The sequence below is a fragment of the Streptomyces sp. CNP082 genome (genome assembly GCF_059570535.1).
The window spans coordinates 41,141-64,622 of the sequence record NZ_JCANSZ010000027.1; the positions used below are offsets into that span (position 1 = coordinate 41,141).

Genomic DNA, 23,482 nt, shown 5'->3' on the forward strand with positions numbered 1-23,482 from the left:
GGGGTCGCGGCGGGCGGGGTCGCGGCGGGCGGTGCGGGGGGCACTAGCGGTTTCTCCTCGGCTGTGGTTCGGACGTGACCCGGTGGCAGGCCATCGGGCGGTGGTGCCGCTCCGGCCAGTCGTCGCCGCCGTCGGTGATGAGCCAGATCCAGCGGTCGGGTTCTGCGGGGGTGACGTGGGGCGCGTAGCCGTCGGTGACGACGATCACCGCGTCGGGTTCGTGCGCGAAGGTCTTGCCGGCGACCTCCAGCCGGCCCTCGGCGTAGTCGACGACGTTGTGGAAGTCCGTGCCGCCGCCGCCCGCCACCCGTTCCCCGGGCACGAACGGCATGACGACGCCGTCGAAGGAGAGCCAGTGGCTCTCCACCCCGTCCGTCTGCCCGACCAGGGTGGTCAGCCACTCGACCACGGCGTCCGGCATCGACCCCGAAGTGTCGAACGCGACGAGCACGACCTTCGTACGCTCCGGGCCGCGGCGGGTGAGCATCGGCTCGTGGCCGAGCGCGAGGACGACCGCGCCGTGCTTCTTCGGGTAGACCAGCCGCTCGCTCTCGGTCAGCTTGGAGGCGAGCACGTCGGTCAGCCACCGCTGCCACCAGTCGACCCGGCGGGTACGGGGCGTGGTGCCGCGCAGCTTGTCAAGACCCAGGCGGCCCCAGAGCCGGCTGAACCGTTCGCCGCCGTCGGCGGTGCGGTCGGCGACGCCGAGCAGCTCCTCGCGGGCCGCCCGGCCGCCGCGCAGCGCGGACTGCATCACCTCGCGCAGCACGTCGTCGCCGACCTGCGCGACGGTCTCGGGGTCCAGGGGGACACCGGCGCCGTCCGTGCCGTCGGCGAGGTGGATGCAGGCGGCGGACGGCGGGATGCCGGGCGCCCGCATGCGGCGCAGTTCGCCGTACACCGTCAGGTCGGTGCGGATGAACTCCTCGTACGGCAGCGGGGCCGCCCCCTGCTCCCGCAGGTCGTCCCGGTACGCGCGGTACACCGCGTCCGGGTCGACACCCACCGGCTCGGGCGCCCCGCCGCCGGCGGGCACCGCCTCGGGTAAGGCGGCGCGGCCCAGCCGGCGCAGCGCGACGTGGTTGATCGCCACCTCGGCGGCGAGGGTGAACACCGGGTCGGAGCGCAGCTCCTCGTCCACGTACAGGTGCCGGTGCATCAGGTGCCGCGCCTCGTGGAACAGCACGAACTTGACGCCGTCGAAGTCCAGCGACGCGAAGAAGTACGGGTTGTAGAGCAGCGTGCAGCGGCCGTCGCCGGAGGCCGTGACCGCGGCGGTGGGGACCGCGGTGGTGGCGAGGTGGCGGTGGCACTTCGCGTACAGCCAGGAGGCCACGACGCTCTGCCCGACGCCGAAGTCCAGCAGCGCGGCCTCCTTGCGGCGCCGCGCCTCGGCCACGACCTCCGGGTCGGCCGTCTCCCCGGCCGACTCTCCGGCCGCCTCCGCGGCCAGCAGTCGGCGCACGTCAGGCGAGCCGTGCGTGCCCGGCCGAATCCCCTGCACCCGTGATCTCTCCCCTCAACGCCCGCGGGCACGCTACCGCCCGTCCCGCAACCGGGCAGGACCGGGCCCGGCAACGAGCCAGGACCCGCGGACGCGGGCAGCATTCCGGCCCGTACTCACCTCGGACGCCCTCGCACCGCCCGGTGGCTGCGGGCCTCACGGTTGCATACCCCTCAGGGGTAGTGGTATATCTTCTCGACATACCCCCTAGGGGTATCTACGAAGAGGAGGCGTTTCCGCCATGTCATCCGTCAACCCCCGCCGCTGGTGGGCACTCGCCGTGCTCGCCACCGCGCAGTTCATGGTCATCATGGACACCTCGATCATCGGCGTCGCGCTCCCCGAGATGCAGCGCGACCTCGGATTCTCACCGGGCGATCTGCAGTGGGTCTTCAACGCCTACGTCGTCGCCTTCGGCGGTCTGCTGCTCCTCGGCGGCCGGCTGTCCGACCTCTTCGGCGCCCGGCGGGTGTTCGTCACCGGGTGGGGCGTGCTCATCGCCGGCTCCGTGGTGGCCGCGGCGGCGCAGAGCGCCGGGGTGGAGATCGCCGGGCGCGCCGTGCAGGGCGTCGGCGGGGCGCTCATCGCGCCGTCCGCCATGACCCTGCTGGTGATCCTCTTCAGCCACGACCCGCGGGAGCTGGGCAAGGCGCTTGCCCTCTACGGCGCCGCGGCCCCGGCCGGCGGCACCGCCGGCGTTTTCCTCGGCGGCGTGTTCACCGAGTGGCTGAGCTGGCCGTGGATCTTCATTATCTACGTGCCCATCGGCGTCGCCACCCTGCTCGCCACCGGCCTGCTGCCGGACGTCCAGTCCCGCCGCGGCGGCGTGGACGTGCTCGGCGCCGTCGCCGTCACCGCCGGGCTCGCGCTCGCGGTCTTCGCCGTCGTCCGGGCCCCCGAGGTGGGCTGGGGCTCCGCCGGCACCGTCGTCCAACTGGCCGGCGCCGCCGCGCTGCTGGCGCTCTTCCTGGTGATCCAGCGCGCCGCCAGGTCGCCGCTGATGCCGCTGGGCGTCTGGCGTACGCCGCGGCTGGCGTCCGCGAACCTGGCCATGGCGCTGCTCGGCGCCGCCTGGATCCCGATGTGGTACTTCCTCAACCTCTATCTGCAGCAGGTCCTCGGCTACGGGGCCTTCGCCTCCGGCGCCGCGCTGCTGCCGATGACCGGGCTGCTCATGGTGGTCATGACCCTGCTGGCCGCCCGGCTGCTCGGCCGGTTCGGGCCCAAGCCGCTGCTGGTCGGCGGGCTGCTGACGCTGGCCGCCGGGCTGCTGTGGCTGTCGGCGGTCGAGCCCACCGGGTCGTTCGCGGTCGACGTCCTGCCCGCCTCGCTGGTCGCGGCGCTGGGCATGTCGCTGGCGTACATCCCGGGGCTGATGGCCGCGATGTCCGGCGTCCCGCAGGAGCAGGCCGGGCTGGCGTCCGGCATCGTCAACACCACCTACCAGGTGGGCTCCGCCCTCGGCCTCGCGGCGCTGACCGCGCTGGCCACCTCGCAGGGCGCCGACCGCCTCGGCGATCTGCCGGCGCTCACCGACGGGTTCAGCGCCGCGTTCACCGGAGCCGCCGGGGTGGCGGCGGCGGGTGCGCTGCTGACCGCGCTGTTCATGGGCCGCCGCAGCAACCGGCCGGCGCTGGCCGCCGGACCGGGTGCGACCGCGGACGCGAGTGCGAAGGAGGCGCGCCTCTGACGGCCCGGCCGCCGCGCCGCACCACCGGGGTGCGGGCACGGGACGCCGCCGTACGGCGGACCCGTCGCCCGCACCCCGGACAGGTTTTCGGGAGGGGTACCGAGCCCTGCGCAGTACAACTGAGCCGGAGGACACCCCGCCCCGACCGCGAGGAGGCCCCGTGCCCACCGACTCACGAGTGTTCACCGAAGGCAGCCGCGCCCTGCGCTACACGCTCGCCGGAATCGTGCTGCTCACCCTTGTCTACGTCGCCGGTGTCCTCGCCTGGGGCGGCGCGTCCTGGTCCACGGCGCCGTTCCGCGGCGAGACCGACGCGCGCAACCGCACCGTGGGCTCGGGCGAGTTCCGTATCTCCACGTACGAGGAGTTCTTCGACCTGTGCGCCGCGGTGGAGACGAAGGAGGACGAGATCGGCGCGCTCCAGGACGAGCTGGACACCAAGCCGTCCGAGTACCGCAGCGAGCAGATCGCCACCTCCCTCACCGCGCTCCGCGCCGCGCGGTCCGAGCTGGTCAACGACTACAACGCCAAGTCCCGGCAGGAGCACCGCAAGGCGTTCAAGGACGCCGGGCTGCCCGCCGAGCTGAGCACCGACGCGAAGGAGACCTCGTGCGCCGCCTGACCCGCATCCTCACCGCCCTCGCCGCGACCGCCACCCTCGCCTTCACCGCCGCGGCCTGCACGGACGACTCCTCCCAGGCCCAGGAGTCGCGGACCAAGCAGTCCGGCTACGACCAGCTCGTCAGGCGCCAGCCGGCGGATGCGATGACGTACTCCCCGACCCGGGAGACCATCAACAAGTGGGTCGACAACTGGGAGAAGCCCGGGAAGCTGTCCTACGTCTACCTGCAGAACGCCAACGGCGAGTACGGCTACTTCGTACTCGAAGGGCTGCCGGTCTCGTACTGCGCCATGCTCACCCCGCCGGAGGACGTCGACTCCTCCAACTCCGGCATGGTGACGAAGACGGCGCCGGGCATGGACGGCGTCTACTACTCCGGCGGCCAGTGCAGCGCGTACTACGGCTTCGACGCCACCACCGGCGCGTACATGGAGTTCACCATCGGCAGCAACCAGAGCTTCTTCCTCTACGACCAGCCGATGACACTGCCGGAGTTCCGCGACGCGACCCCGCTGGGCCAGACGCGCATCGAGGACGGCGAGATCGCCGAGTAGGGCCCGGCCGGCGCTCGGTGATCCACGCCCGGTCCTACCCCAGTTGATCCCGGCGGCGCGTCAGATACGCGGTCTCGGCCGTGTTGCCCGCCAGCTCGATGGCCTGGTCGTACGCCCTGCGCGCCGCGGCGCCGCGGTCCGGGCGGCGCAGCAGGTCGGCGCGGGTGGCGTGGAAGGCGTGATAGCCGGCCAGGCTGCCGGCGAGCCGGTCGACGGCCGCCAGCGCGACGTCCGGCCCGTCGGTCTCGGCCACCGCGACGGCCCGGTTGAGGGCGACGGCCTGGGACCAGTCGGTGTCCCGCACGTCGCGCGCGGAGGGCGTCGGCGCGCTGGTACACCTCGCCGAGGTACGTCTCGGCCTCTGGCCCGAACAGCGGCAGCGCCCAGCCGCCCCGCTCGAACCCGTTCCTGCGGTCCTCCTCCGACCCGCCGAGGCCCTGCATCACGCCGTCGACGGAGACGTTGGTGACGGTCGTCAGCTTCATCGTCGTTCCCTCTCCGGACACCCCGCGCGGGTGCCCTCTCACCTCTTCCACGAACGCCGCCGCCCGGATCCGACACCACCCGCGTGGCGGATCGGAGAAAGTGACGCCACCGCTGTGGCGGACACCCTCCGCACAGGCGGGAGCGCGCGCCGTCACCCGGGTCCGCGGGCAGACCGGGACGGTCCTGACACCCGCCGTGTCGCCAATCACCGCACGCCAGAGCCGGTGTTACTTTCGTAAGGAGGTCATCGCCGAGAACGCGGCGGCGGCCACGGGGGGTTGGTGAGCACGTATGGGAAGTCGTCCGACGGACTGGCATGTGCTGGATCTGGATGACGATCCGACGCCGGGGGATCCGGAGCGGGTCAAGCAGTTGGCGCGGGAGTTGCACGACTTCGCGGACGATGTGGCGGATGCGCTGCGGCAGATCAAGGGCATGGCGGGTGAGGATGCGCTGCTGCGGTGGGCGGGGAAGACCGCGAANGCNTTCCAGGANGAGTTCGAGGAAGTNCCCANGAANCTGAAGAANCTNCAGCGGTCGTANGACCTNGCNGGGGANGCNCTGGCNGCGTACTGGCCGAAGCTGGAGCGCGCCCAGTCCCTCGCCGACAAGGCNCTGGCCANGGGNCGGGAGGCGCAGAGNGATCTGACCGCCGCCACCGGCCGNNTGGACTCGGCGGACTCCTGGGTGGACCGGGCCACCGCCAAGACTGAGGAGTATGACGAGAAGGAGGGCAAGGAGAAGCCCGACGAGTCGGAGGTGCGGGCCGCGGCCTGCAACGCCACCGATGCCAAGTCTGCGCGGGCCTCCGCCCAGACGGCCGTCGACAATGCGGAATCCGGTCTTGAAGCGGCGAAGAAGATGGCGGCGGATGCGAAGAAGATGCGTGAGGATGCCGCCGACGAAGCCAAGGACAAGCTGGAGGACGCGTCCGACGCGGGGATTCAGAACCGTAAGTGGTGGGAGAAGGCGGTCGACTGGGTCAAGGACAACTGGGACACCATCGTCAACGTCTGCAAGGTCATCGTCGCNGTCCTGGGCATCGTCGTCCTGATCATCGGCGGGCCCCTTGCATGGGTGGTCCTGGCCGCNGCGCTGGTCGTCCTTGCCGACACCCTGATGAAGTACATGAACGGCGAAGCCTCCCTGTGGGACGTCGCCTTCGCCGCCCTGGACTGCATCCCCGGCATGAAGGGCCTCACCACCCTCGGCGGCCTCGCGAAGGGCCTCAAAGGAGGGCTGGCCGCCCTCAAGGGCGGCATGAAGGGCATGAAGGCCGCCGTCTCCGGCCTCGGCAAGACCATGCAGGCCATGGGCCGCTCCATGAAGAAGCTCTTCACCTGCGGCGACCCCATCGACGTCGCCACCGGGCAGATGGTGATGTCGATCGAGGACATCACCCTCCCCGGCCTCCTGCCCCTCGTGCTCCAGCGCAGCCACCGTACGGGCGTCCGTGCCGGCCGGTGGTTCGGGCCGAGTTGGGTGTCCACGCTCGACCAGCGGCTCATGCTCGACGACGACGGCCTCCGGCTCGTCACCGAGGACGGGATGGTGCTGTACTACCCCGTGCCCGTCGCGGGTGAGGCGGTGGCGCCCGTCGTCGGGCCGCAGTGGCTGCTGAGCTGGGACGGCAGTCCGCAGGGGGCGATCACCGTGCGGCAGCCCGAGGCCGGCCGGACGCTCAGGTTCACGCCCGGCTCCGGCGGCCGTGCGGGGGAACTGGTGCTCGCCGCCGTCCTGGACCGGAACGGCAACTCCCTTGAGGTCCGCTACGGCAAGGACGGCACGCCCGCGGAGCTGGTCCATCACGGCGGCTACCGCGTCGGTCTGACGTGCGCGGACGGCCGCATCACCGAGCTCACGCTGCGCAGCGACCCGCGGGAGCCGGTCCTTCTGCGCTACCGCTACGACGACCGCGGCAACCTCACCGGCGTCGTCAACTCCTCCGGCCGGCCGCAGCGTTACTCGTACGACGACGAGCGCCGGATCACCGGCTGGTGCGACCGCTCCGACGCCTGGTACCGCTACACGTACGACGAGCTGGGCCGCTGTGTGCGCACCGGCGGCGACGACGGTGTGCTGGCGTACACGTACGCCTACGACGACGAGACCCGCACGACCACCGCCACCGACTCGCTCGGCCACGCCACCGTCTACCGCTTCGACGAGTCCTTCCAGCTCGTCGCCGAGACCGACCCGCTGGGCCACACCACCACCCGCACCTGGGACGGCTTCCAGCGCCTCGCCTCGCTCACCGACCCGCTCGGCCGCACCACCGGCTACCGCTACGACGCCGCCGGCAACCTCAGCGAGATCGAGCGCCCCGACGGCGGCGTGCTCGCCGTGGAGTTCAACGACCTCAACGTGCCCGTGAAGGTGACCCGCCCCGACGGCACCTCCTGGGAGTACGCCTACGACGACCGCGGCAACCGGCGCGCCGTCACCGACCCGCTCGGCGCCACCACCGTCTTCACCGTCGACGAGCGCGGCGCCACCACCGGCATCACCGACCCGCTCGGCAACCGCCTGCAGGTCCTCGACACCGACGCGGCGGGCCTCGTCACCGCCACCACCGACGCGCTCGGCGCACGGCGCTCCTTCACCCGCGACGCGTTCGGCCGCATCACCGCGCTGACCGACCCCTTCGGGGAGGTCACCAGGGTCGGCTGGACGGTGGAGGGCCAGATCTCCTGGCGCGAGCTGCCGAGCGGCAAGAGCGAGCGCTGGACGTACGACGCCGACCGCAACCCGCTGGAGTACGTCTCCTCCACCGGCCGCCGCACCGTCTACCGCAACACCCGCTTCGACCTGCGCGCCGCCGAGGAGGACCAGGACGGCACCGCGCACGAGTTCACGTACGACAGCGAGCTGCGGCTGACCGAGGTGCGCAACAACGCGGGACAGCGGTGGCGTTACCGCTACGACCCGGTGGGCAACCTGGTCGAGGAGACCGACTGGGACGGCCGCACCCTGCGCTACCGCTACGACGCCACCGGTCAGTTGACCGAGCGGACCAACGGCGCGGGGCAGACCACGGCCTTCGACTACGACGCCCTCGGCAACGTCACCGCCATGACGGCCGACGGCGTCGTCACCACCTACCGCTACGACCCGCTCGGCCGCCTCGTGCACGCCGCCAACCCGGACGTCGAGCTGAGCGTCGAGAGCGACGCCGCCGGGCACACCCTCGCCGAGTCGTGGAACGGCCGGAAGGTCGGCTTCGCGTACGATGCGGCGGGCCGCAGGACCGAGCGGCGCACCCCCTCCGGGGCGGTGACGCGCTGGACGTACCGGCCGGCGCAGCGGTCCGCGGTCCAGCACATCGGCGCCACCGACGTCACCTTCGGCTACGACGCCGCCGGGCGGGAGCTGGAGCGGGTGCTCGGCGACGCCGCAGTGCTCACCCACCGGTGGGACGGCGACCGGCTGCGTACGACGCAGGAGCTGACGGCCCTGGCCGCGACGGGGGCCGCACCCGGCGGGAGCGGGGCCGCGCTGCAGCGGCGCACCTACGTCCACCGTGCCGACGGCTTCCTCGCCGGCGTCAGCGACCTGCTGCGCGGCGACGTCGACTACGAGCTGGACGGCGCCGGCCGGGTGACGGCCGCGCGCGGCGGGGGGCGGGACGAGTCGTACCGCTACGACGCACTCGGCAACCTCCTCTGGTCCGGCATCCCGGACGCCGCGGAGACCGACGACGCCGCGCCCGGCGAGCGCACGTACAGCGGCACCCTCATCCGGCGCGCCGGCCGCACCACGTACGTACACGACGAGCAGGGCCGGGTGACGCGGCGCAGCACCCGGCTGCTGTCCGGCGGGCGGCGCGAGTGGCGCTACACCTGGGACGCCGAGGACCAGCTCACCGGCGTCGTCACCCCGGACGGGCGGGAGTGGCGTTACGCGTACGACCCGCTGGGCCGGCGCGTGGCCAAGCGGCTGCTCGGCGACGACGGCGAGAGCGTCGTGTCGGAGGTGCTCTTCTTCTGGGACGGCGACCGGCTCGCCGAGCAGACGGACGGCGCGGCCAGCACGGTGTGGGACTGGGGCGAGGGGCACACGCCCGTGGGCCAGCGGGTGCGTACGCCCGCCGCGTCCGCCTCGCAGGAGGAGATCGACGAGCGGTTCTACGGGATCGTCACCGACCTCGTCGGCACCCCGGAGGAGCTGGTCGACGCCACCGGCACCGTCGTCTGGTCCCGGCACTCGACCGTGTGGGGCCTGCCCGCGGGCGGCAGCCCGGGGGACGTGGACTGCCCGCTGCGCTTTCCCGGCCAGTACCACGATGCCGAAACCGGTCTCCACTACAACCACCACCGCTATTACGAGCCGGCCACCGGCCGCTATTTCAGCCCCGATCCCCTGGGCCGTACACCGGCGCCCAATCACCACGCCTACGTGCCCAATCCGCTGCAGTGGACCGACCCGCTCGGCCTGCGCGCGCCGTGCATGGTGGACCTTTACCACGGCACGTTCGGCAAGGCGGCCGACAACATCATGGCCAACGGCGTCGACGTCCACCGCGGCACCAGGAACATGGACTTCGGCCGCGGCGGCTTCTACGTCACGAACGACCCGGCGCAGGCGCTCACCTGGGCCAAGCGCCTCGCCAGACGCGAGGGCGACGTGCCGGCGGTCATCCACTTCCGGGTCCCGAGGAGTGAGCTGGACAACCTCAACAGCCGGATCTTCAACGGGCCCGGCGACGAGCTGAACGACATGCTCAGGACGGGCAGGACGGGCGGCCCGATGCACGACTACGACATGGTCGAAGGCCCCATGCTGAGGAATGTGGGAGACTTCCTGGGCGGTGCCCCGCCGCGCCTGGAAGGGCACCAGATCGCCATCTTCACCGACCGGGCGCAAGACATCTTCAACAATGCCGAGATCACCCGGCACGGACCGCCGACAGGATCATGACGGAAGAATTCACGACGGACCTCGACGACGGAATGCTGAAGTATTTCCGGGACATCGCCGATGTCATGGTGCAGCGCATCGGCATTTCCCGGGCCGAGGCCGTGGCCCGGATCAACAAGGCGTACGGCGGCGCGGAGATCGACCCGTACCCCGACATCATGTGCCACGAGCTGCCCGAGTACTGGGCCTACGGTCTCTACTACGCCGGCGACGTGCCGTACTGGGAGCCGGACGCGGACCCCTCCGGCTGGGAGGTCCGCAAGGCGCCGCCGCGGGGCGGGCCGGAGTGGACGCTGCCGGAGGACTGAGCGCCGCCGGCGGCGGCGCCCCCGCGGGGGCGCCGCGTTCACCGCTCCCGCGGCACGCGGATCAGCGTCTGCTGGCCGTTGGCGACGAGCTTGCGCACGCCGTCGCCCCGGTGCCCGAACACCTCCAGCCCGCACACCGTCAGGGTCCGCCCTGACTTCAGCACCGTCCCCACCGCCTCAAGGCGGTCGCCGACGGCGGGCGCCAGGAGGTTGATCTTGTACTCGACGGTGAGGACGTCCATGTCCTCGGGGAACAGCGTGTACCCGGCGTACCCGCCCGCGCTGTCCGCGATCGCGCTCGTGGCGCCCGCGTGGAAGTAGCCGTGCTGCTGGGTGACTTCGGGCCGGCTGGGCAGCACGATGTGCACGCGGCCCGGCGCGATGCGGGAGATCCGCGCCCCGAGGTGGCTCATCAGCCCCTGCCGGTCGAAGCTCTCCTGCACCCGCTTCTGCACTGCGGGGCTGGCTTCCTCGGACTTCGCCTGGTCCTCCACGGCTCTCCTCCTCCGGCCGCGCCCCGCGCGCAGGGTCCGCGCGCGCGTCGGCCGGCTGCTCGTCAACAGGTGTCGGTGGAGCGCAGCGTACCCACGCCACCCCTTGTCAGATCACGTTCCCACGTGAGAATCCTCAGGGACGTCGTCTACGGACCGCAGGAGTGCCGCATGACCTCTTCCCACCGTCCCTCCACCCGCCTGTCCCGCCGCCGTCTCCTCGGCGCCTCGGCCGCCGCCGGCGCGGCCTCCGCCCTCGGCGCGGCCCTCGGCCCGCCGGCCGCCGCCCGCGCCGCGGGCCCGACGGCCGCCGGCACGGTCGTGCCCGTCGACTGGGCCCGGCTCGGCACGTACGACGCGCGGGACGCCGCCGGGCAGCGGGTCAGGGCGATCCTGGCGGGCAGCTCGCGCTACCTCATCGGCCCCTGGTACGCCGGGACCTACCGCACGTACCTCCCGGACGGCTACATCGACCTGCGCGGCACCGACGAGCGCGCCATCCGGCTGCCCGCCATGGCCGCCGTCGCCGCCGTCACCGCCCTGGTCTCCGGCGTGTACGACCCGCGTACCCTCTCCGCCGCCAACGCCACCATCCGCACCCGCAACCTCATCCGCACCCTGGCGGCCCGGCACTTGGCCAGCAACACCGATCCCGCGACCCGCTGGGGCAACACCTGGCAGAGCGCCCTGTGGGCGTACTACACCGCCCTCGCCGGCTGGCTCTTCTGGGACGAGCTGGACGACCAGGAGCACGGCCACCTCGCCGCGATGACGGCCTGGGAGGCGGACCGGCTCACCACCGGCAACGACGTCCATCTCATCGGCACCTCCGGCGAACAGCTCTACGAGACGCGCCGCGACGGCACCGCGGTGACCCCCGGCGACAGCAAGGCGGAAGAGGACAACTGGAGCGCCGCCGTCCTCTCCCTGGCCGAGGCCATGATGCCCGCCCACCCCCACGCCCCCGCCTGGGCCCGCCGCAACGTCGAACTGCTGCTGGCAGCCGCCGCGTGCCCCGCCGACCTCACCGGCGGCGGAACGGTCAACGGCATCGAGCTGTCCACCTGGCTGCAAGGCACGAACATCGCCGACGACGGCACCCTGCAGAACCACCACATCCTGCACCCGCTCTACATGGTCGCGTTCGACCAGAGCCTCTACGAGGGCTTCGTCTACGGCCTCGCCGGCCGCGCCGCCCCGCGCGCCGCGCTCCACAACATCAACCGCGTCTACTCCGCCCTGGTCGACAAGCCCTTCCCGGCCCCCGACGGCTCCACCACGACCATCTACCAGCCGGGCAGCGGCGAGATCTACTACCCCGAGGGCAACGACTGGGGCACCCACTTCCCCTTCTACTTCGGCAACTTCGACCTCCTGGTCTCCCTCACCGCCCAGGACACGGGCATCACCCCGGCCGCCGCCTCCTGGGAGCGGCGCCACAACGAGGAGCAGCTGAGGATGATGTCCCGCTTCGACGACGGCCGCACGTACGGCGCGTCCGGGGAGAACACGTACTACGGCCGCGAGCACCGCATCGGCGCGATGGCCGGCCAGGCGTACTGGACCCTCCACCTGGCCCGGAAGGACGCACTGCGCTTCACGTAGAGCGCAGCGCAGACACACTCCAGACCTCGGACCTATCTCTCCCAACACCCCCTACTTATCGAGGGGTTACGGTTACGCAGCCCATTGACATCCGATGTATCCGTTCCTACCTTCCGGGTGATCCGATGAATTGGAGCTGCGATGCCCACCCCTCGTATCCGCACCACGCGAAGAGTCACCGCACTGCCCCTGCTCATCGCCGCGGCGCTCGCCGCCGCGGCCCTGCTCACCGCGGTACCCGCCGCCGCCGCGCCGCCGGCGGCGAGCGGGCCCGGCACCGACCACGCCGTCGACGACCCCTTCACCTCCGAGCGGACGAGTTGGTTCCGGCAGGACCGGTTCGGGATGTTCATCCACTTCGGCGCCTACTCCAACCTCGAAGGCGAGTACACCCGCCCCGACGGCACCGTCTGCCGCGACGCCGAGTGGATCAAGCGGCAGTGCGGCATCCCGGCCGAGGCGTACGAGAAGCAGGCCGCGACGTTCAACCCCGCCGACTTCGACGCCGAGGCCGTGGTCGCGGCGGCCAAGGACGCCGGGATGCGGTACATCGTCCTCACCTCGAAGCACCACGACGGCTACGCGATGTGGCCGACGAAGGTCAACCGCTGGAACCTGCGGGACCATTCGGCGTTCGACAAGCGCCGGGACATCGTCGCCGAACTCAAGACGGCCGCGGACAAGGCGGGCATCAAGCTCGGCTTCTACTACTCGATCTGGGACTGGCACGACCCGGACTTCGCCGACCCGGCCACCTTCCCGCGGTACGAGAAGCGGATGTACGCCCAGCTCAAGGAGCTGGTCGACACGTACGACCCGTCGACGCTGTGGTTCGACGGCGAGTGGGAGACGGACAACCCGCACAACCCGTGGACCGCGCAGGACGCCGAGCGGCTGGAGACCTATCTGCGCGGTCTGGACCCGGGCCTGATCGTCAACAACCGCGTCGGCAAGCGCCGGGTGACCGACGGCGACTTCGGCACCCCCGAACAGGAGATCCCCGGCGCGCCCGTCGACGGGCAGCTCTGGGAATCGTGCATGACCCTCAACGATCACTGGGGGTACGCCCGTTACGACCAGAACTGGAAGTCGAGCGCCACCCTGGTGCGCAACCTGCTGTCCACCGCCGCGCGCAGCGGCAACTACCTGCTCAACGTCGGCCCCGACGCCCGCGGACGCGTACCCGAGCAGTCCGTCCAGCGGCTCGGGGAGATGGGCGGCTGGCTGCGTACCGCGGGCCAGGGCGAGGCCGTCTACGGCGCCGGGTTCGGCGGGCTCGTCGAACAGCCCGGCTGGGGCACCGTCAGCCGCAAGGGCGACAAGCTCTACGCGGCCGTCACCCAGTGGCCCGCCGCCGGCGGCTCACTGCACCTGACGGCCCGCACCGGCATCGACGTCACCGCCGCCCGCGTGCTCGGCTCCGACCAGGAGGTGACCGTCACCGAGACCGGCGACGGCTACGACCTCACCCCCGCCGGGACCACCGCCAACGACGCCGCCACCGTCATCGAGCTGACCGTCGACGCCGGCCCGACGGCCGCGCCCGGCAGCGGCACCGGCCTGACGCAGGAGGTCTTCGACAACCCCGCGCTCTCCGGCTCGCCGAAGGTCACCCGCACGGACGCGGACGTCAACCACTCCTGGAAGTTCACCGGTTCACCCGCGGAGGACATCCCGGCCGACGGCTTCAGCGTCCGCTGGACCGGCAGCGTCGAGCCGCGCCGCACCGAGACGTACACCCTGACCACGGTCTCGGACGACAACGTGCGCGTCTGGCTCGACGGCAAGCTGGTGATCGACAACTGGACCCCGCACACCGTGACCGCCGACAAGGCCCAGGTGGACCTGACGGCGGGCACCCGCCACTCCCTCAGGGTCGAGTACGCGGAGCAGACGGGCGACGCCCACATGAAGCTCCTGTGGTCCAGCCCCGGCCAGGACCAGCAGATCATCCCGCAACAGCAGCTCTACCCGCACTGACTCCCCCGCCGAAGGGGACGCCCCGGCCGACCACGAAGGGGGCACCGCCGCGTTCCCTGCGGCGGGCGGTGCCGTCGCACACCCCGTCGTCTGGACGTGAGACGTAAACTGCCGACGGACAAGGTGCGGCACCGGGGCGCACGGTGTGCCCGCCGCAGGGAGCCTCTACGGTGCCGTGCCCGGGGCGTGAGCCGGTTCAGTGGGCGGCGCGGCTGCCAAGTAGCCCGTCACCGCCGTATGGAACCGCGTATGCCCGGCCCCCGCGGCATTCCGCGACCCTCAGCGCGTCGCGCAGCGCCTCGCTCAGCCGTTTCACCAGGAACCGCAACTCCGTCTCCGACACCCCGCCCGTGAGCATCTGGGCGGCGCGCTCCAACAACTCGTGCCCCCAGATCAGTTGCTGGCACTCGATGGCATCGGCGTACTCCGACAACCACCCCGAGCCGACCGGCACGTAGCACGGGCGCCCCTCCGGCGTCGTCCACGGCAACAACCGCATCTCCGACAGACGCACACTCACCTCTCCACCCCCCGCGCGATCAAGTGCGCCAGTTGCCGCGCCACCGGCGGCGACACCGGGCCCAGGTCGACCATCCCGTACGCGGGCTTGCCGCCCGTCACCCCGTGCGGCCTCACGTCCATGGCAGGGAACGAAACCCCCGCCTTCCGCAGCGCGGCCGAGAGTTCATCCCGCGCCGCATCCGCCTCCCGGACCTTGGCGTTGCCGTACTCCGGTGCACTCACGCGGGCACCTCCACTCCATGAATCCACCGCGGACCCGCATCAACCCCGTGCGTCGCAAGCACCAGAACACGCCGCCGAACCCGCTGCCGACGTACCTCCTCCCGCCGTTCATGGGCGACCACGTACGGACGCACAAGCCCGAGGTCCTCGCCACCCACCACAGGCACGCACGCGATAGGCACAATCGGACGATCCAGGCGGCAGGCGACCAGACCGGAGCCGGCTACTCGGTGACGCCCCGAGGCAGGCAGTAACTGCCGCAGCAGCGGCACGAACAGCCACGCGATAACTTGGAACACGTCGTCAACCTCCTGGGGTTGAGAGCCACGCCCCCGGGCCGTGCTGGGGGTACCGCCCACGCCCTTAAGGCAGTGGGGGAGGTCGCGGGGGTCTGATCACTCGATCGTTGACCACGTAACCGCGTGGTGCTCCCCAGGGGTACCGTTGAGCCAGCGCCGGAACTTGAAAGCCTTGAAAGACCGCGCGCGGCGGGGAGTTGATGAAAGTGGCACAGCGCGAGCCGAACGCCCACGTGGGGCGTCTAGTGGCCGAGACCCGATGGACCTACAGCCAGTTCGCTCATGCCGTGAACCGCATCGGTGCCGAGACCGGGACACCTCTGCGCTATGACGAATCTTCCGTCGCACACTGGCTCAGCGGCACCCTCCCCCGCAAGGCTGCACGACCGATCATCCTCGAAGCCCTCTCCCGCAGACTCGTACGACCCGTCACCCACGCCGAAGCGGGATTCCCACCCTCCGCAGATCAAAAATCCCCACCTGCAAATACCGTGGAGGGATTACTGGATCTCGGCAGGCTGGACATGGACCCATCACGCCGGAGCGTGCTGTCCGCTGGCCTATTCTCCGTCGCCCTGACTGTTCCCGAATGGCCAGACGTAGTTGGCCGCATCGAAGCCGTACAGACCGGCCGAGCGCGGCGCATCGGACACCGAGAAGTCGATGCTGTGGCGGCAATGACGGAGAAGCTGTCTGAACTGGACGATCAATTCGGCGGGCGCCAGGTCCGACCCATGGCCGCCGCGTTTCTCATCAATACCGTGGCGCCCCACCTTCGAGCCGATGCTCCGGAAGCTGTACGCAAGGACCTGCAGTCCACTACGTCAGACCTCCTCTATCTGACCGGATACATGGCTGTGGACGAGGGATTGCACGGTCTGGCCCAGAGATATTACGTCAAGGCCCTGGAGCTGGCCGGGTCCGCTGACGATCACCTGACGTACTGCACGACCCTGCGGGGCATGAGCCTCCAAGCCGTCGACCTGGGGCACGTCACCCATGCGACCCGGCTCGCAGACGCTGCCGCCGCGGCGTCGCCGGCAGCGGGGCCCCGTATGCGCGCTTTTCTTGCCGGCCAGCAAGCGCACTGCTATGCCGCAGCCGGGGACCGCCACACGGCACTCGCGTACCTCCGGGAAGCGGAGACGGCCATGGAGCGGGCAGAGAGCCGTGCGAAAGCATTCGGGAGTTACGACCCGTCGTCCCTTGCGTACCACACATCCCAAGTGCGGTATGAGCTGGGTGACAAGAAGGGAGCCGTGGACTCCTTGGTCGAGTCGGACAAGCTCCGGGACAAGCACTACCGGCGGACCAGCGTCCGCTATAACGCACTGCTCGCAGAACGACAGCTAGAGCTGGGGCACCTGGAACAGGCATGCGCGACCTGGAACAGGGTCCTGGACGAATATCCCCCGGTTCAGTCCGGGAGAGCCGACAAGCGCATGCGCAACATGCAGTCCCTCATCCGCCCCCACATGCGCAACCATACGGCCCGGACCCTCTACGAGCGGGCGCGCAGCGTCGTCCCGCCCGCACTCATTACCTGATCACGCACGGGCTGACGCCGCTGACAGCAGGAGCATCACCCCGCCCGCCCTGGCGCCTCCGCGACTCCGTGCAACGCCGCGCGAATGGGCCAGGCACACCCTTTCCACCCTTCTGACGTGCGGAAGTGCGAGTCGTACGCTGACTGCGGCTATGCAAACTTGACTGAGCCGCTAGCGGCGGCCGTTGCCTTCAGGAAGCGGCGGCGGGAGCGGTCGTAGAACCCGGCGTCCAAGGGTCCTCCCCGGGGGGTGTACGCCGCCGGACGCACCTGCCGGCGGCCCCGGGGAGACGGGACTTGCTAGTACCCCCTAGGGGTATTACTGTCGTGCGGGCGAGGGCGACACCGCGCCACTCGCGTGCCACCTGTCACACCGGAGGAAGAACCATGAGCGAGGGCAACTCCTGCTGCACGACCGACGGCAGCTGCGGCGGTGGCGGCGCAGCCACCGTCCAGATCGACACCCCGCAGACCGCCACCCCGCAGACCGCCACCCCGCAGACCGGCACCGTGTTCACCGTCAGCGGCATGACCTGCGCGCACTGCGAGGCGTCCGTCACCAAGGAGGTCTCCGCCCTCCCCGGCGTGACCTCCGTGAAGGCCGACGCCGCCAGCGGGACGGTCTCGGTCCAGGCGACCGCGGCGCTCGACGACGCGCAGGTGCGCGGCGCGGTCGAGGAGGCCGGCTACGAACTGGTCGGCCGGGCCTGATCCGCACCCCGGGCCGGGCGGTGATCCCCCCACCGCCCGGCCCGGCCGCACGTCCGGGCTGCACCCCCGCGACCCCTTCACCGGCGGACTGAGCCCCGGCCGGTCAGCGGGCGAGCGGGCCGCCGAGGAGGTCCAGGACCGGGCCGGCGGCGACGCCGAGGGCGACGGAGGCGGCGGCCGTCGCGTACGCGGTCCAGGCCGCGGACCGGACGAGCGGATGGGCGGCGGGCTCGCCGGCGGTGGCGAGCGCCGGACGGATCCAGCGCAGGTAGTAGAAGAGAGAAGCGACGGTGTTGACCGCCGCGAGGACGGCGAGCCAGGCGTAGCCGCCGTCGACGGCCGCGGTGAAGACCGCCAGCTTGCCGAGGAAGACGGCGGTGGGCGGGGTGCCCAGGAGCCCGAGCAGGCAGACCACGAGGCTGAGCGCCAAGGCGGGCCGGGCGCGGGCCAGTCCGCGGTAGCCGGCCAGGGTGCGGGCGTGCGGGAGGGCGCAGACGACGGCGAAGGCGCCGAGGTTCGTCAGCGCGTATCCGGCGAGGTAGAACAGCAGCGCCCGCTGGGCCCCGTCGGCGCGGGTGGCCACCGCGACGGGCAGGAGCAGGTATCCGACCTGGCTGACGGTGGAGTAGGCGAGCAGCCGCCTGACGTCGGTCTGGAAGAACGCGGCGAGGTTGCCCAGTGTCATGGAGGCGGCGGCCAGCACCGCGAGCAGCGCATCCCAGGGCACCTGCGTGCCGGCGAGCGGCACCGCGGCCAGCCGGTAGAGCGCGGCGAGCGCGCCCACCTTGGGCAGGGTGGTCAGGAGCGCGGCAGCAGGCGGGCTGCTGCCCTCGACGGCGTCGGGCACCCAGAAGTGGCCGGGCACGGCGCCGGTCTTGAAGAGCGGCCCGGCCAGCACTCCCACGGTGCCGGCGGTCACGAGGGCGGCCGGGGCGCCGGGCAGTGCACCGCCGAGTACGGGGTAGGCGCTGGCGCGGCCGGCCGCGTACAGCACCGTGATGCCCGCCAGCATGACGACGCCGAGCAGGGCGCCGGTGACGAAGTACTTCAGCGCCGCCTCGGTGCCGTGGGCGTCCTTGCGGAAGCCGGCAAGGGTGTACGCGGGCACGCTCGCCAGCAGGTACGCGGCGGCGAGCAGCAGCAGGTCCTGGGCGCCGGCGAGCATCAGGGCGCCGAGCGCGGCGAGTTGGACCAGGACGTGGAACTCGCTCTCGCGTGCGTCTCCGCGGAACGGGGCGAAGCCGAGGAGCAGCACGACCAGGGTGCCGGCGAGGATGACGACGCGGCCGGCCGACGTCACGGCGTCGACGGCGAAGGCCCCGTCGAAGGCGGTCACGGGAAGGCCCGGCGCCGCTGCCGCCTGCCGGACAGCCGCCGCGATCCCCGCCGCGCAGGCCGCCAGGCCCAGCGCGCCGACCAGCCACTGCCGCCGCCGCGGCAGCCAGGCGCCGAGCAGCAGGCCGAGCACGGCGGAGGCGGCGAGGAGCACCTCGGGCAGCAGGTCGAGCGGGTTCTCCTGCATGCCGGTGGTCATGCCTGTGGTCATTCCTGTGGTCATGCCATTCGTCATGCCGGCGGTCATGGCGTGCGTCCCGCTCATCTGGCGGCGAGTTCCAGCACGGTGCGCGAGAACGGCTCGATGACGTCGAGGACGAAGCGCGGGAAGACGCCGAGCACGACGGCGAGGGCCAGCAGCGCCCCGATCGACGCCGCCTCGTGCGCGCGGAGGTCGGGGAACGGCCGCGGCGTACCCGGCGGGCCGGGCAGCCGCAGCGGGCCGAGGAAGATCCGCTGCAACGCCCCCACCAGCAGCGCGGCGGTCAGCAGGATGCCGGGCACGGCCAGCGCGGTCGCCACCGGGCGCGGGCCGAGGCTGCCGGTCAGGATCTGGAACTCGGCGATGAAGCCGGAGAAGCCCGGCAGCCCGAGCGAGGCGAAGACGGCGACGCCGGTGAGCGCGGCGAGGACCGGGGCGCGGGCGGCGACGCCGGAGTAGGCGCCCATGGCGTAGGTACGGCCGCGCTCGTAGAGCGCGCCGGCCAGCAGGAACAGCGCGCCGGTCAGCAGCCCGTGGCTGACCATCTGGTACGTGGCCCCGGTCACGGCCAGCCGGCGGGCGCCGGCGGTGTCCTCGCTCAGCGCGGCGGCGGCGCCGATGCCCAGCAGGACGTAACCCATGTGGTTCACCGAGGTGTACGCGATCATGCGCTTGAAGTCCGTCTGGGCCAGGGCCACCAGCGCCCCGTAGAGGACGGAGACGACGCCGATGACGACGAAGACCAGCGCGTAGGTGCGCCACGACTCCGGCAGCAGCGGCATGGCGATGCGCAGGAACCCGTACGTGCCCATCTTCAGCAGCACCCCGGCCAGGATCGCAGAACCGGCCGCCGGGGCTTCGGTGTGGGCCGGCGGCAGCCAGGTGTGGAACGGCACTGTCGGCGTCTTGACGGCCAGGCCGACGCCGATCGCCAGGAGCACCAGAGCGCCGTAGCCGGACCGGCCCGCGAGCGGATTCTGTCCGGCCAGCGCGACGATGTCGAATGTGTGCGGGTCGGCGGCGAGGAAGAGGCCGATGAAGCCGAGCAGCAGCGCGAGGGAGCCGGAGAAGGTGTAGAGGAAGAACTTCTGCGCGGCGCGTACGGCGCCCGGGTGGCCCCAGCCGGCGATGACGAAGTACATCGCGACGATCGACAGGTCGAAGAAGACGAAGAAGAGGATGAGGTCGAGCGCGGCGAACAGGCCGAGGCAGGTGGTCTCCAGGAAGAGGAACAGGGCGGCGAACTCCCGTACCCGGCGGGTCTCGCGCAGCGCGTACAGCGCACAGGCCGGGAAGAGCACGGCGGTCAGGGTCAGCAGCGGCAGCGACAGGCCGTCCGCGCCGACGTGGTAGCCGATGCCGGCACCGGGGATCCAGCGGACGTGCGTCTCGTACTGGATGCCGCCGCCGTGGTCGTAGCCGGTCCACAGCGCGGCGGTCAGGACGAGGACGGCGGTGGAGACGGCGGCCCAGGCGAGGAGGAAGACCCGGCGGCCGGCGGCGCGCGGCAGGCACAGCAGCGCACCGGCCGCGGCGGCGGGGAGGAAGACGATGGCCGTGAGCACGGGGGTCGGTCACCTCACGAGGACGAAGACGGCGGCGAGGACGGTGAAGGCGGCGACGGCCTGGGCGAGGTAGGTGTGCACCTGGCCGGTCTGCGGGCGGCGGGCGAGCCGGCCCAGCGCGCGGCCCGCGGCCCCGACGCCCTCGACGGCGCCGTCGACGGCCGCCTCCGCACGGCGGTTGACGCCGCCGGCGACCCGGACGGCACCGTGGGCGAGACCGTTGACGCCGCGGTCGAGGGCCGCCTCCGCACGGCGGTTGACTCCCCCGGCGAACCGGACGGCACCGTGGGCGAGGCCCTTGACGCCGCGGTCGAGCACCCGGTCGTCGAAGGCGGCCAGCGCGGCGGCGAGGCGCCGCACGGGGCGTACGAGCAGGGCGCGGGCCGCGGTCTCCAGGCCGAACCAGGCGGAGGCGGAGGCCGTGAGCCCGGCGGGAAGGGGGCTGCGGCCCGCGCCCCAGGCCCAGGCGGCGGCGGACGCGGCGAGGGCGAGGGCGGCGGAGAGCACGGACTCCCAGGCGTACGGGGCGGCTTCGCCGGAGGCGCCGATCCGGCCGGCGACGGCGGCGCGGGGCCCGGGCAGCGCCAGGACGGCGAGGGCGGCGACGGTGAGGGCGAGCGCGGTGAACGCCAGCGCCTCGGGTACGGGGAGGGGGCGCGGGCCGCGGTCCGTGGGCCCGGCGGTGTGCTCGCCTTCCCCGGGCGCCGTGCGAGCCGGCAGCGCGGCGGCCCGGCCGGGTGCGGGTGCGGGTGGATGCGCGGGCGCGGGGGCGGGCGGGTGCCAAACGTACCACAGGGCCTTGACGGCGTAGACCGCCGAGACCACGGCCGCCGCCTGGCCCGCCGCGTACAGCGCCGGGCTGTGCTCCAGCGCCCCGGCCAGCAGCAGGTCCTTCGCGGCCCACAGCGACAGCGGCGGCACCCCGGCGAGGCTCAGGGCGGCCACGGTGAACGCCGCACCCGCGGTCCGGTTGTGCCGGGCGGCGCCGCGCAGCGCGGGCAGGGTCCCGGCGCCGAGCGCCGTCAGCCAGCAGCCCGCGACGAGGAACGCCAGGCTCTTCGCCGCCGCGTGGGCGAGGAGTTGCAGGGTGCCGCCGGTGGTCGCGGTCGCGCCGGCGGCGAGCACCATGAAGCCGATCTGGGCGCAACTGGAGGCGGCGAGCAGTTGCTTGAGGTCGCGCTGCGCCACCGCGGCCAGGCCGAGGGCGAGCGCGGTGGCGGCGCCGGTCCAGGCCACGGCGTCGTCGCCCCAGCCGGAGGCGGCGAGCAGCGGCTGCAGCCGCAGCAGCAGGTACGCGCCGGCGACGACCATCGTCGCGGAGTGGAGCAGCGCCGAGACCTGGCTGGGGCCCTGCATGGCGCGTGCCAGCCAGAAGCTGAACGGCAGTTGGGCGGACTTGCCCAGGGCCGCGATGACGACGCCCGCGGTCAGCAGGTGCAGCCAGGGGGCGGGCACCTCGTGCAGCCGGTCGAGCGCCAGACCGGACGCCTGCCCCGTCGCCTCGCCGCCGGCCAGGGCCGCGCCGGCGGCGAGGTACAGCCCCAGGTCGGCGCCCCGGGTCGTCACGTACGCGACGCCCGCAGCCTCGGCCCGTACCGGATCACGCCACCGGAAGCCGATCAGCGCCCAGGACGTGGCGCCCATGAACTCCCAGCCCAGCAGCAGCGCCGGCAGGGTGGTCGCGGTGACGGTGACCAGCATGGCGCCGCCGAACAGCAGCATGAGGCCGAAGAAGCGGGCACGGGGCTCCCGCGCGCCCATATCCCCGGCGCCGGCGCTGGAGACGAGCACGGCCAGGGTGACGGCGGCGACGGCCACCGCCATCAGCCCGGACAGGCCGTACGCGCCGAGCCCGAACGGCAGTCCCGCCAGCAGCGGCGCCTGGACCACCGTCCGGCCGGCGGCGGTGCAGCCGGCCAGGACGAGCGCGGCGGCCGAGGCCGCGACGGCGACGGCGGGCGCGTACCGGTCGGCCCTGCGCCCGGCCGCGGCGAGCAGCGCGCCCGCGGCGAGCGGCACGGCGACCAGCGCCCACAGCGCCGCGCTCACCCCTTCAACTCCGCGGCGTCGTCGGTCATGTCGACCTCGCGGGTGCGGAAGAGCGCCGTGACCACGGCGAAGCCGACGGCCATCTCCACCGCCATCACGGTGACGGCCAGCACGACGAGCACCTGCCCGTCCGCGGCGGGCGCGACGAAGTGCCAGACGGCGGCGGCGGCGAGGATGACGCCGCCGAGCATCAGCTCCAGGCCCATCATCAGCATCACGACGGACTGCTGGGAGAGCGCGCCGAACAGCCCGACGCAGAACAGGGCGGCGGCCACCAGCAGGACCGGCTCCAGCGTCACCGGCGCGCCCCCGGGCGTACGGGATCGGCGGGGCGGCGGGCGCGCAGGCCGTCGCCGAAGCGGTCGTACCGGCCGCGGCCGGTGGCCAGCACGACCGTGGCGACGATGGCGGCGAACAAGGCCAGGCCCAGCGTCATCATCGTCAGCATGTGCGGGCCCATGAGCGAAGCACCCAGGGCCGCCGTCGGGTCCTCGCCGGGCCTCCCGCGCCGCCGCGGCCAGGGGGTCAGCAGGATGCCCGCGGCGAGCAGGACGAAGACGCCGGCGCAGATCCCCGCCGCGCCCCGCTTGTTGTGCAGCATCGACATGGGCGTCAGCCCGCCCGGGTTCATCATGAACATCACCATGAACACGGCCATGAAGGCCATCTCCATGGTCATCATGAGGATGACGACCACGCCCAGGTAGTCGAGGCCGAGGCGGATGACCAGGCCGCCGACGCACAGCAGGGACAGCAGCAGCGCGTACGTCGCCCGGGCCATCGAGTCGTAGCGGAAGACCATCGCCCCGCTCGCCACGGCGAGCCCGGCCAGCGCCCAGAACACCACGTCGTCAGGCATCTCTTGGGTCTCCTT

21 protein-coding genes are annotated in these 23,482 nt (G+C 72.4%); 10 read left to right on the forward strand and 11 right to left on the reverse strand.

Annotation, left to right across the window (positions count from 1 at the left end; translation table 11 throughout):
• Nucleotides 1-43 precede the first annotated feature (43 nt).
• Entirely contained in the window at nt 44-1,504 is a 1,461-nt protein-coding gene (locus tag B124_RS21315) for a DUF2201 family putative metallopeptidase (RefSeq protein ID WP_496504496.1), read from the reverse strand.
• A gap of 241 nt (nt 1,505-1,745) precedes the next feature.
• Here B124_RS21315 and B124_RS21320 point away from each other — a divergent pair, with 241 nt between their 5' ends.
• The 3 genes from B124_RS21320 (at nt 1,746) to B124_RS21330 (ending at nt 4,370) form a co-directional block, all read left to right on the forward strand.
• On the forward strand, nt 1,746-3,194 hold the full coding sequence (locus tag B124_RS21320; RefSeq protein WP_496504497.1) for an MFS transporter: 1,449 nt from the start codon (nt 1,746-1,748) through the stop codon (nt 3,192-3,194).
• 160 nt (nt 3,195-3,354) lie between these two features.
• On the forward strand, nt 3,355-3,816 hold the full coding sequence (locus B124_RS21325; RefSeq protein WP_496504498.1) for a hypothetical protein: 462 nt from the start codon (nt 3,355-3,357) through the stop codon (nt 3,814-3,816).
• Nucleotides 3,804-4,370 carry a hypothetical protein gene (locus tag B124_RS21330; RefSeq protein ID WP_496504499.1) on the forward strand — a complete coding sequence of 189 codons (567 nt, stop codon included), beginning with the start codon at nt 3,804-3,806 and terminating at the stop codon, nt 4,368-4,370. The genes B124_RS21325 and B124_RS21330 overlap by 13 nt, the downstream gene beginning before the upstream one ends.
• A 34-nt stretch (nt 4,371-4,404) precedes the next feature.
• Here B124_RS21330 and B124_RS21335 read toward each other — a convergent pair whose 3' ends face one another.
• On the reverse strand, nt 4,405-4,674 hold the full coding sequence (locus tag B124_RS21335; RefSeq protein WP_496504500.1) for a hypothetical protein: 270 nt from the start codon (nt 4,672-4,674) through the stop codon (nt 4,405-4,407).
• Nucleotides 4,675-6,179: 1,505 nt separating this feature from the next.
• Here B124_RS21335 and B124_RS21340 point away from each other — a divergent pair.
• Both B124_RS21340 and B124_RS21345 read left to right on the forward strand, forming a co-directional pair.
• A complete protein-coding gene (locus B124_RS21340; RefSeq protein ID WP_496504549.1) occupies nt 6,180-9,773 on the forward strand; it encodes an RHS repeat-associated core domain-containing protein in 3,594 nt (1,197 codons plus the stop codon).
• Complete coding sequence (locus B124_RS21345) at nt 9,770-10,081, forward strand: hypothetical protein (protein ID WP_496504501.1); 312 nt, start codon at nt 9,770-9,772, stop codon at nt 10,079-10,081. The genes B124_RS21340 and B124_RS21345 overlap by 4 nt, the downstream gene beginning before the upstream one ends.
• A 38-nt stretch (nt 10,082-10,119) precedes the next feature.
• Here the strand turns inward: B124_RS21345 and B124_RS21350 are convergent, their stop codons facing one another.
• Nucleotides 10,120-10,575 (reverse strand): PaaI family thioesterase, encoded by a 456-nt coding sequence (locus tag B124_RS21350; RefSeq protein WP_496504502.1) that lies wholly within the window; start codon nt 10,573-10,575, stop codon nt 10,120-10,122.
• Nucleotides 10,576-10,743: 168 nt separating this feature from the next.
• Between B124_RS21350 and B124_RS21355 the strand changes: the two genes are divergently transcribed.
• Both B124_RS21355 and B124_RS21360 read left to right on the forward strand, forming a co-directional pair.
• Nucleotides 10,744-12,177, forward strand: a complete 1,434-nt coding sequence (locus tag B124_RS21355) for a hypothetical protein (protein WP_496504503.1) — start codon at nt 10,744-10,746, stop codon at nt 12,175-12,177.
• A 141-nt stretch (nt 12,178-12,318) separates the two neighbouring features.
• A complete protein-coding gene (locus B124_RS21360; RefSeq protein ID WP_496504504.1) occupies nt 12,319-14,157 on the forward strand; it encodes an alpha-L-fucosidase in 1,839 nt (612 codons plus the stop codon).
• A gap of 196 nt (nt 14,158-14,353) precedes the next feature.
• Here the strand turns inward: B124_RS21360 and B124_RS21365 are convergent, their stop codons facing one another.
• Nucleotides 14,354-14,671, reverse strand: a complete 318-nt coding sequence (locus tag B124_RS21365) for a hypothetical protein (protein WP_496504505.1) — start codon at nt 14,669-14,671, stop codon at nt 14,354-14,356.
• Between the two features lie 2 nt (nt 14,672-14,673).
• A complete protein-coding gene (locus B124_RS21370) occupies nt 14,674-14,901 on the reverse strand; it encodes a hypothetical protein (RefSeq protein WP_496504506.1) in 228 nt (75 codons plus the stop codon).
• Between the two features lie 17 nt (nt 14,902-14,918).
• Between B124_RS21370 and B124_RS21375 the strand changes: the two genes are divergently transcribed.
• Both B124_RS21375 and B124_RS21380 read left to right on the forward strand, forming a co-directional pair.
• On the forward strand, nt 14,919-15,155 hold the full coding sequence (locus B124_RS21375) for a hypothetical protein (protein ID WP_496504507.1): 237 nt from the start codon (nt 14,919-14,921) through the stop codon (nt 15,153-15,155).
• Between the two features lie 251 nt (nt 15,156-15,406).
• Nucleotides 15,407-16,747: a tetratricopeptide repeat protein gene (locus B124_RS21380; RefSeq protein ID WP_496504508.1), complete on the forward strand. Its 1,341-nt coding sequence runs from the start codon at nt 15,407-15,409 to the stop codon at nt 16,745-16,747.
• A gap of 149 nt (nt 16,748-16,896) precedes the next feature.
• On the opposite strand, the gene B124_RS21385 is transcribed toward B124_RS21380, so the two are convergent.
• Nucleotides 16,897-17,016 (reverse strand): twin-arginine translocation signal domain-containing protein, encoded by a 120-nt coding sequence (locus B124_RS21385; protein WP_496504509.1) that lies wholly within the window; start codon nt 17,014-17,016, stop codon nt 16,897-16,899.
• Between the two features lie 117 nt (nt 17,017-17,133).
• Between B124_RS21385 and B124_RS21390 the strand changes: the two genes are divergently transcribed.
• Complete coding sequence (locus tag B124_RS21390) at nt 17,134-17,457, forward strand: heavy-metal-associated domain-containing protein (protein ID WP_496504510.1); 324 nt, start codon at nt 17,134-17,136, stop codon at nt 17,455-17,457.
• Between the two features lie 103 nt (nt 17,458-17,560).
• Here the strand turns inward: B124_RS21390 and B124_RS21395 are convergent, their stop codons facing one another.
• From B124_RS21395 to B124_RS21415, 5 genes are read right to left on the reverse strand one after another with little or no spacing between them, the layout of a single operon-like run.
• On the reverse strand, nt 17,561-19,015 hold the full coding sequence (locus B124_RS21395) for an NADH-quinone oxidoreductase subunit N (RefSeq protein ID WP_496504511.1): 1,455 nt from the start codon (nt 19,013-19,015) through the stop codon (nt 17,561-17,563).
• Between the two features lie 38 nt (nt 19,016-19,053).
• A complete protein-coding gene (locus B124_RS21400; RefSeq protein ID WP_496504512.1) occupies nt 19,054-20,559 on the reverse strand; it encodes a complex I subunit 4 family protein in 1,506 nt (501 codons plus the stop codon).
• A gap of 9 nt (nt 20,560-20,568) precedes the next feature.
• On the reverse strand, nt 20,569-22,608 hold the full coding sequence (locus tag B124_RS21405; protein WP_496504513.1) for a proton-conducting transporter transmembrane domain-containing protein: 2,040 nt from the start codon (nt 22,606-22,608) through the stop codon (nt 20,569-20,571).
• Nucleotides 22,605-22,907: an NADH-quinone oxidoreductase subunit NuoK gene (nuoK, locus tag B124_RS21410; protein WP_496504514.1), complete on the reverse strand. Its 303-nt coding sequence runs from the start codon at nt 22,905-22,907 to the stop codon at nt 22,605-22,607. Before nuoK ends, B124_RS21405 begins: the two co-directional genes overlap by 4 nt.
• Nucleotides 22,904-23,467 (reverse strand): NADH-quinone oxidoreductase subunit J, encoded by a 564-nt coding sequence (locus tag B124_RS21415; protein ID WP_496504515.1) that lies wholly within the window; start codon nt 23,465-23,467, stop codon nt 22,904-22,906. Before B124_RS21415 ends, nuoK begins: the two co-directional genes overlap by 4 nt.
• Between the last annotated feature and the right edge of the window lie 15 nt (nt 23,468-23,482).

Coding starts and splice junctions, on each gene's coding strand:
- B124_RS21320 (WP_496504497.1), top strand. CDS start 1,746: ATGTCATCCGTCAACCCCCGCCGCTGGTGGGCACTCGCCGTGCTCGCC.
- B124_RS21340 (WP_496504549.1), top strand. CDS start 6,180: ATGAAGAAGCTCTTCACCTGCGGCGACCCCATCGACGTCGCCACCGGG.
- B124_RS21345 (WP_496504501.1), top strand. CDS start 9,770: ATGACGGAAGAATTCACGACGGACCTCGACGACGGAATGCTGAAGTAT.
- B124_RS21355 (WP_496504503.1), top strand. CDS start 10,744: ATGACCTCTTCCCACCGTCCCTCCACCCGCCTGTCCCGCCGCCGTCTC.
- B124_RS21360 (WP_496504504.1), top strand. CDS start 12,319: ATGCCCACCCCTCGTATCCGCACCACGCGAAGAGTCACCGCACTGCCC.
- B124_RS21375 (WP_496504507.1), top strand. CDS start 14,919: ATGAATCCACCGCGGACCCGCATCAACCCCGTGCGTCGCAAGCACCAG.
- B124_RS21390 (WP_496504510.1), top strand. CDS start 17,134: ATGAGCGAGGGCAACTCCTGCTGCACGACCGACGGCAGCTGCGGCGGT.
- B124_RS21395 (WP_496504511.1), bottom strand. CDS start 19,015: ATGACCACAGGAATGACCACAGGCATGACCACCGGCATGCAGGAGAAC.
- B124_RS21415 (WP_496504515.1), bottom strand. CDS start 23,467: ATGCCTGACGACGTGGTGTTCTGGGCGCTGGCCGGGCTCGCCGTGGCG.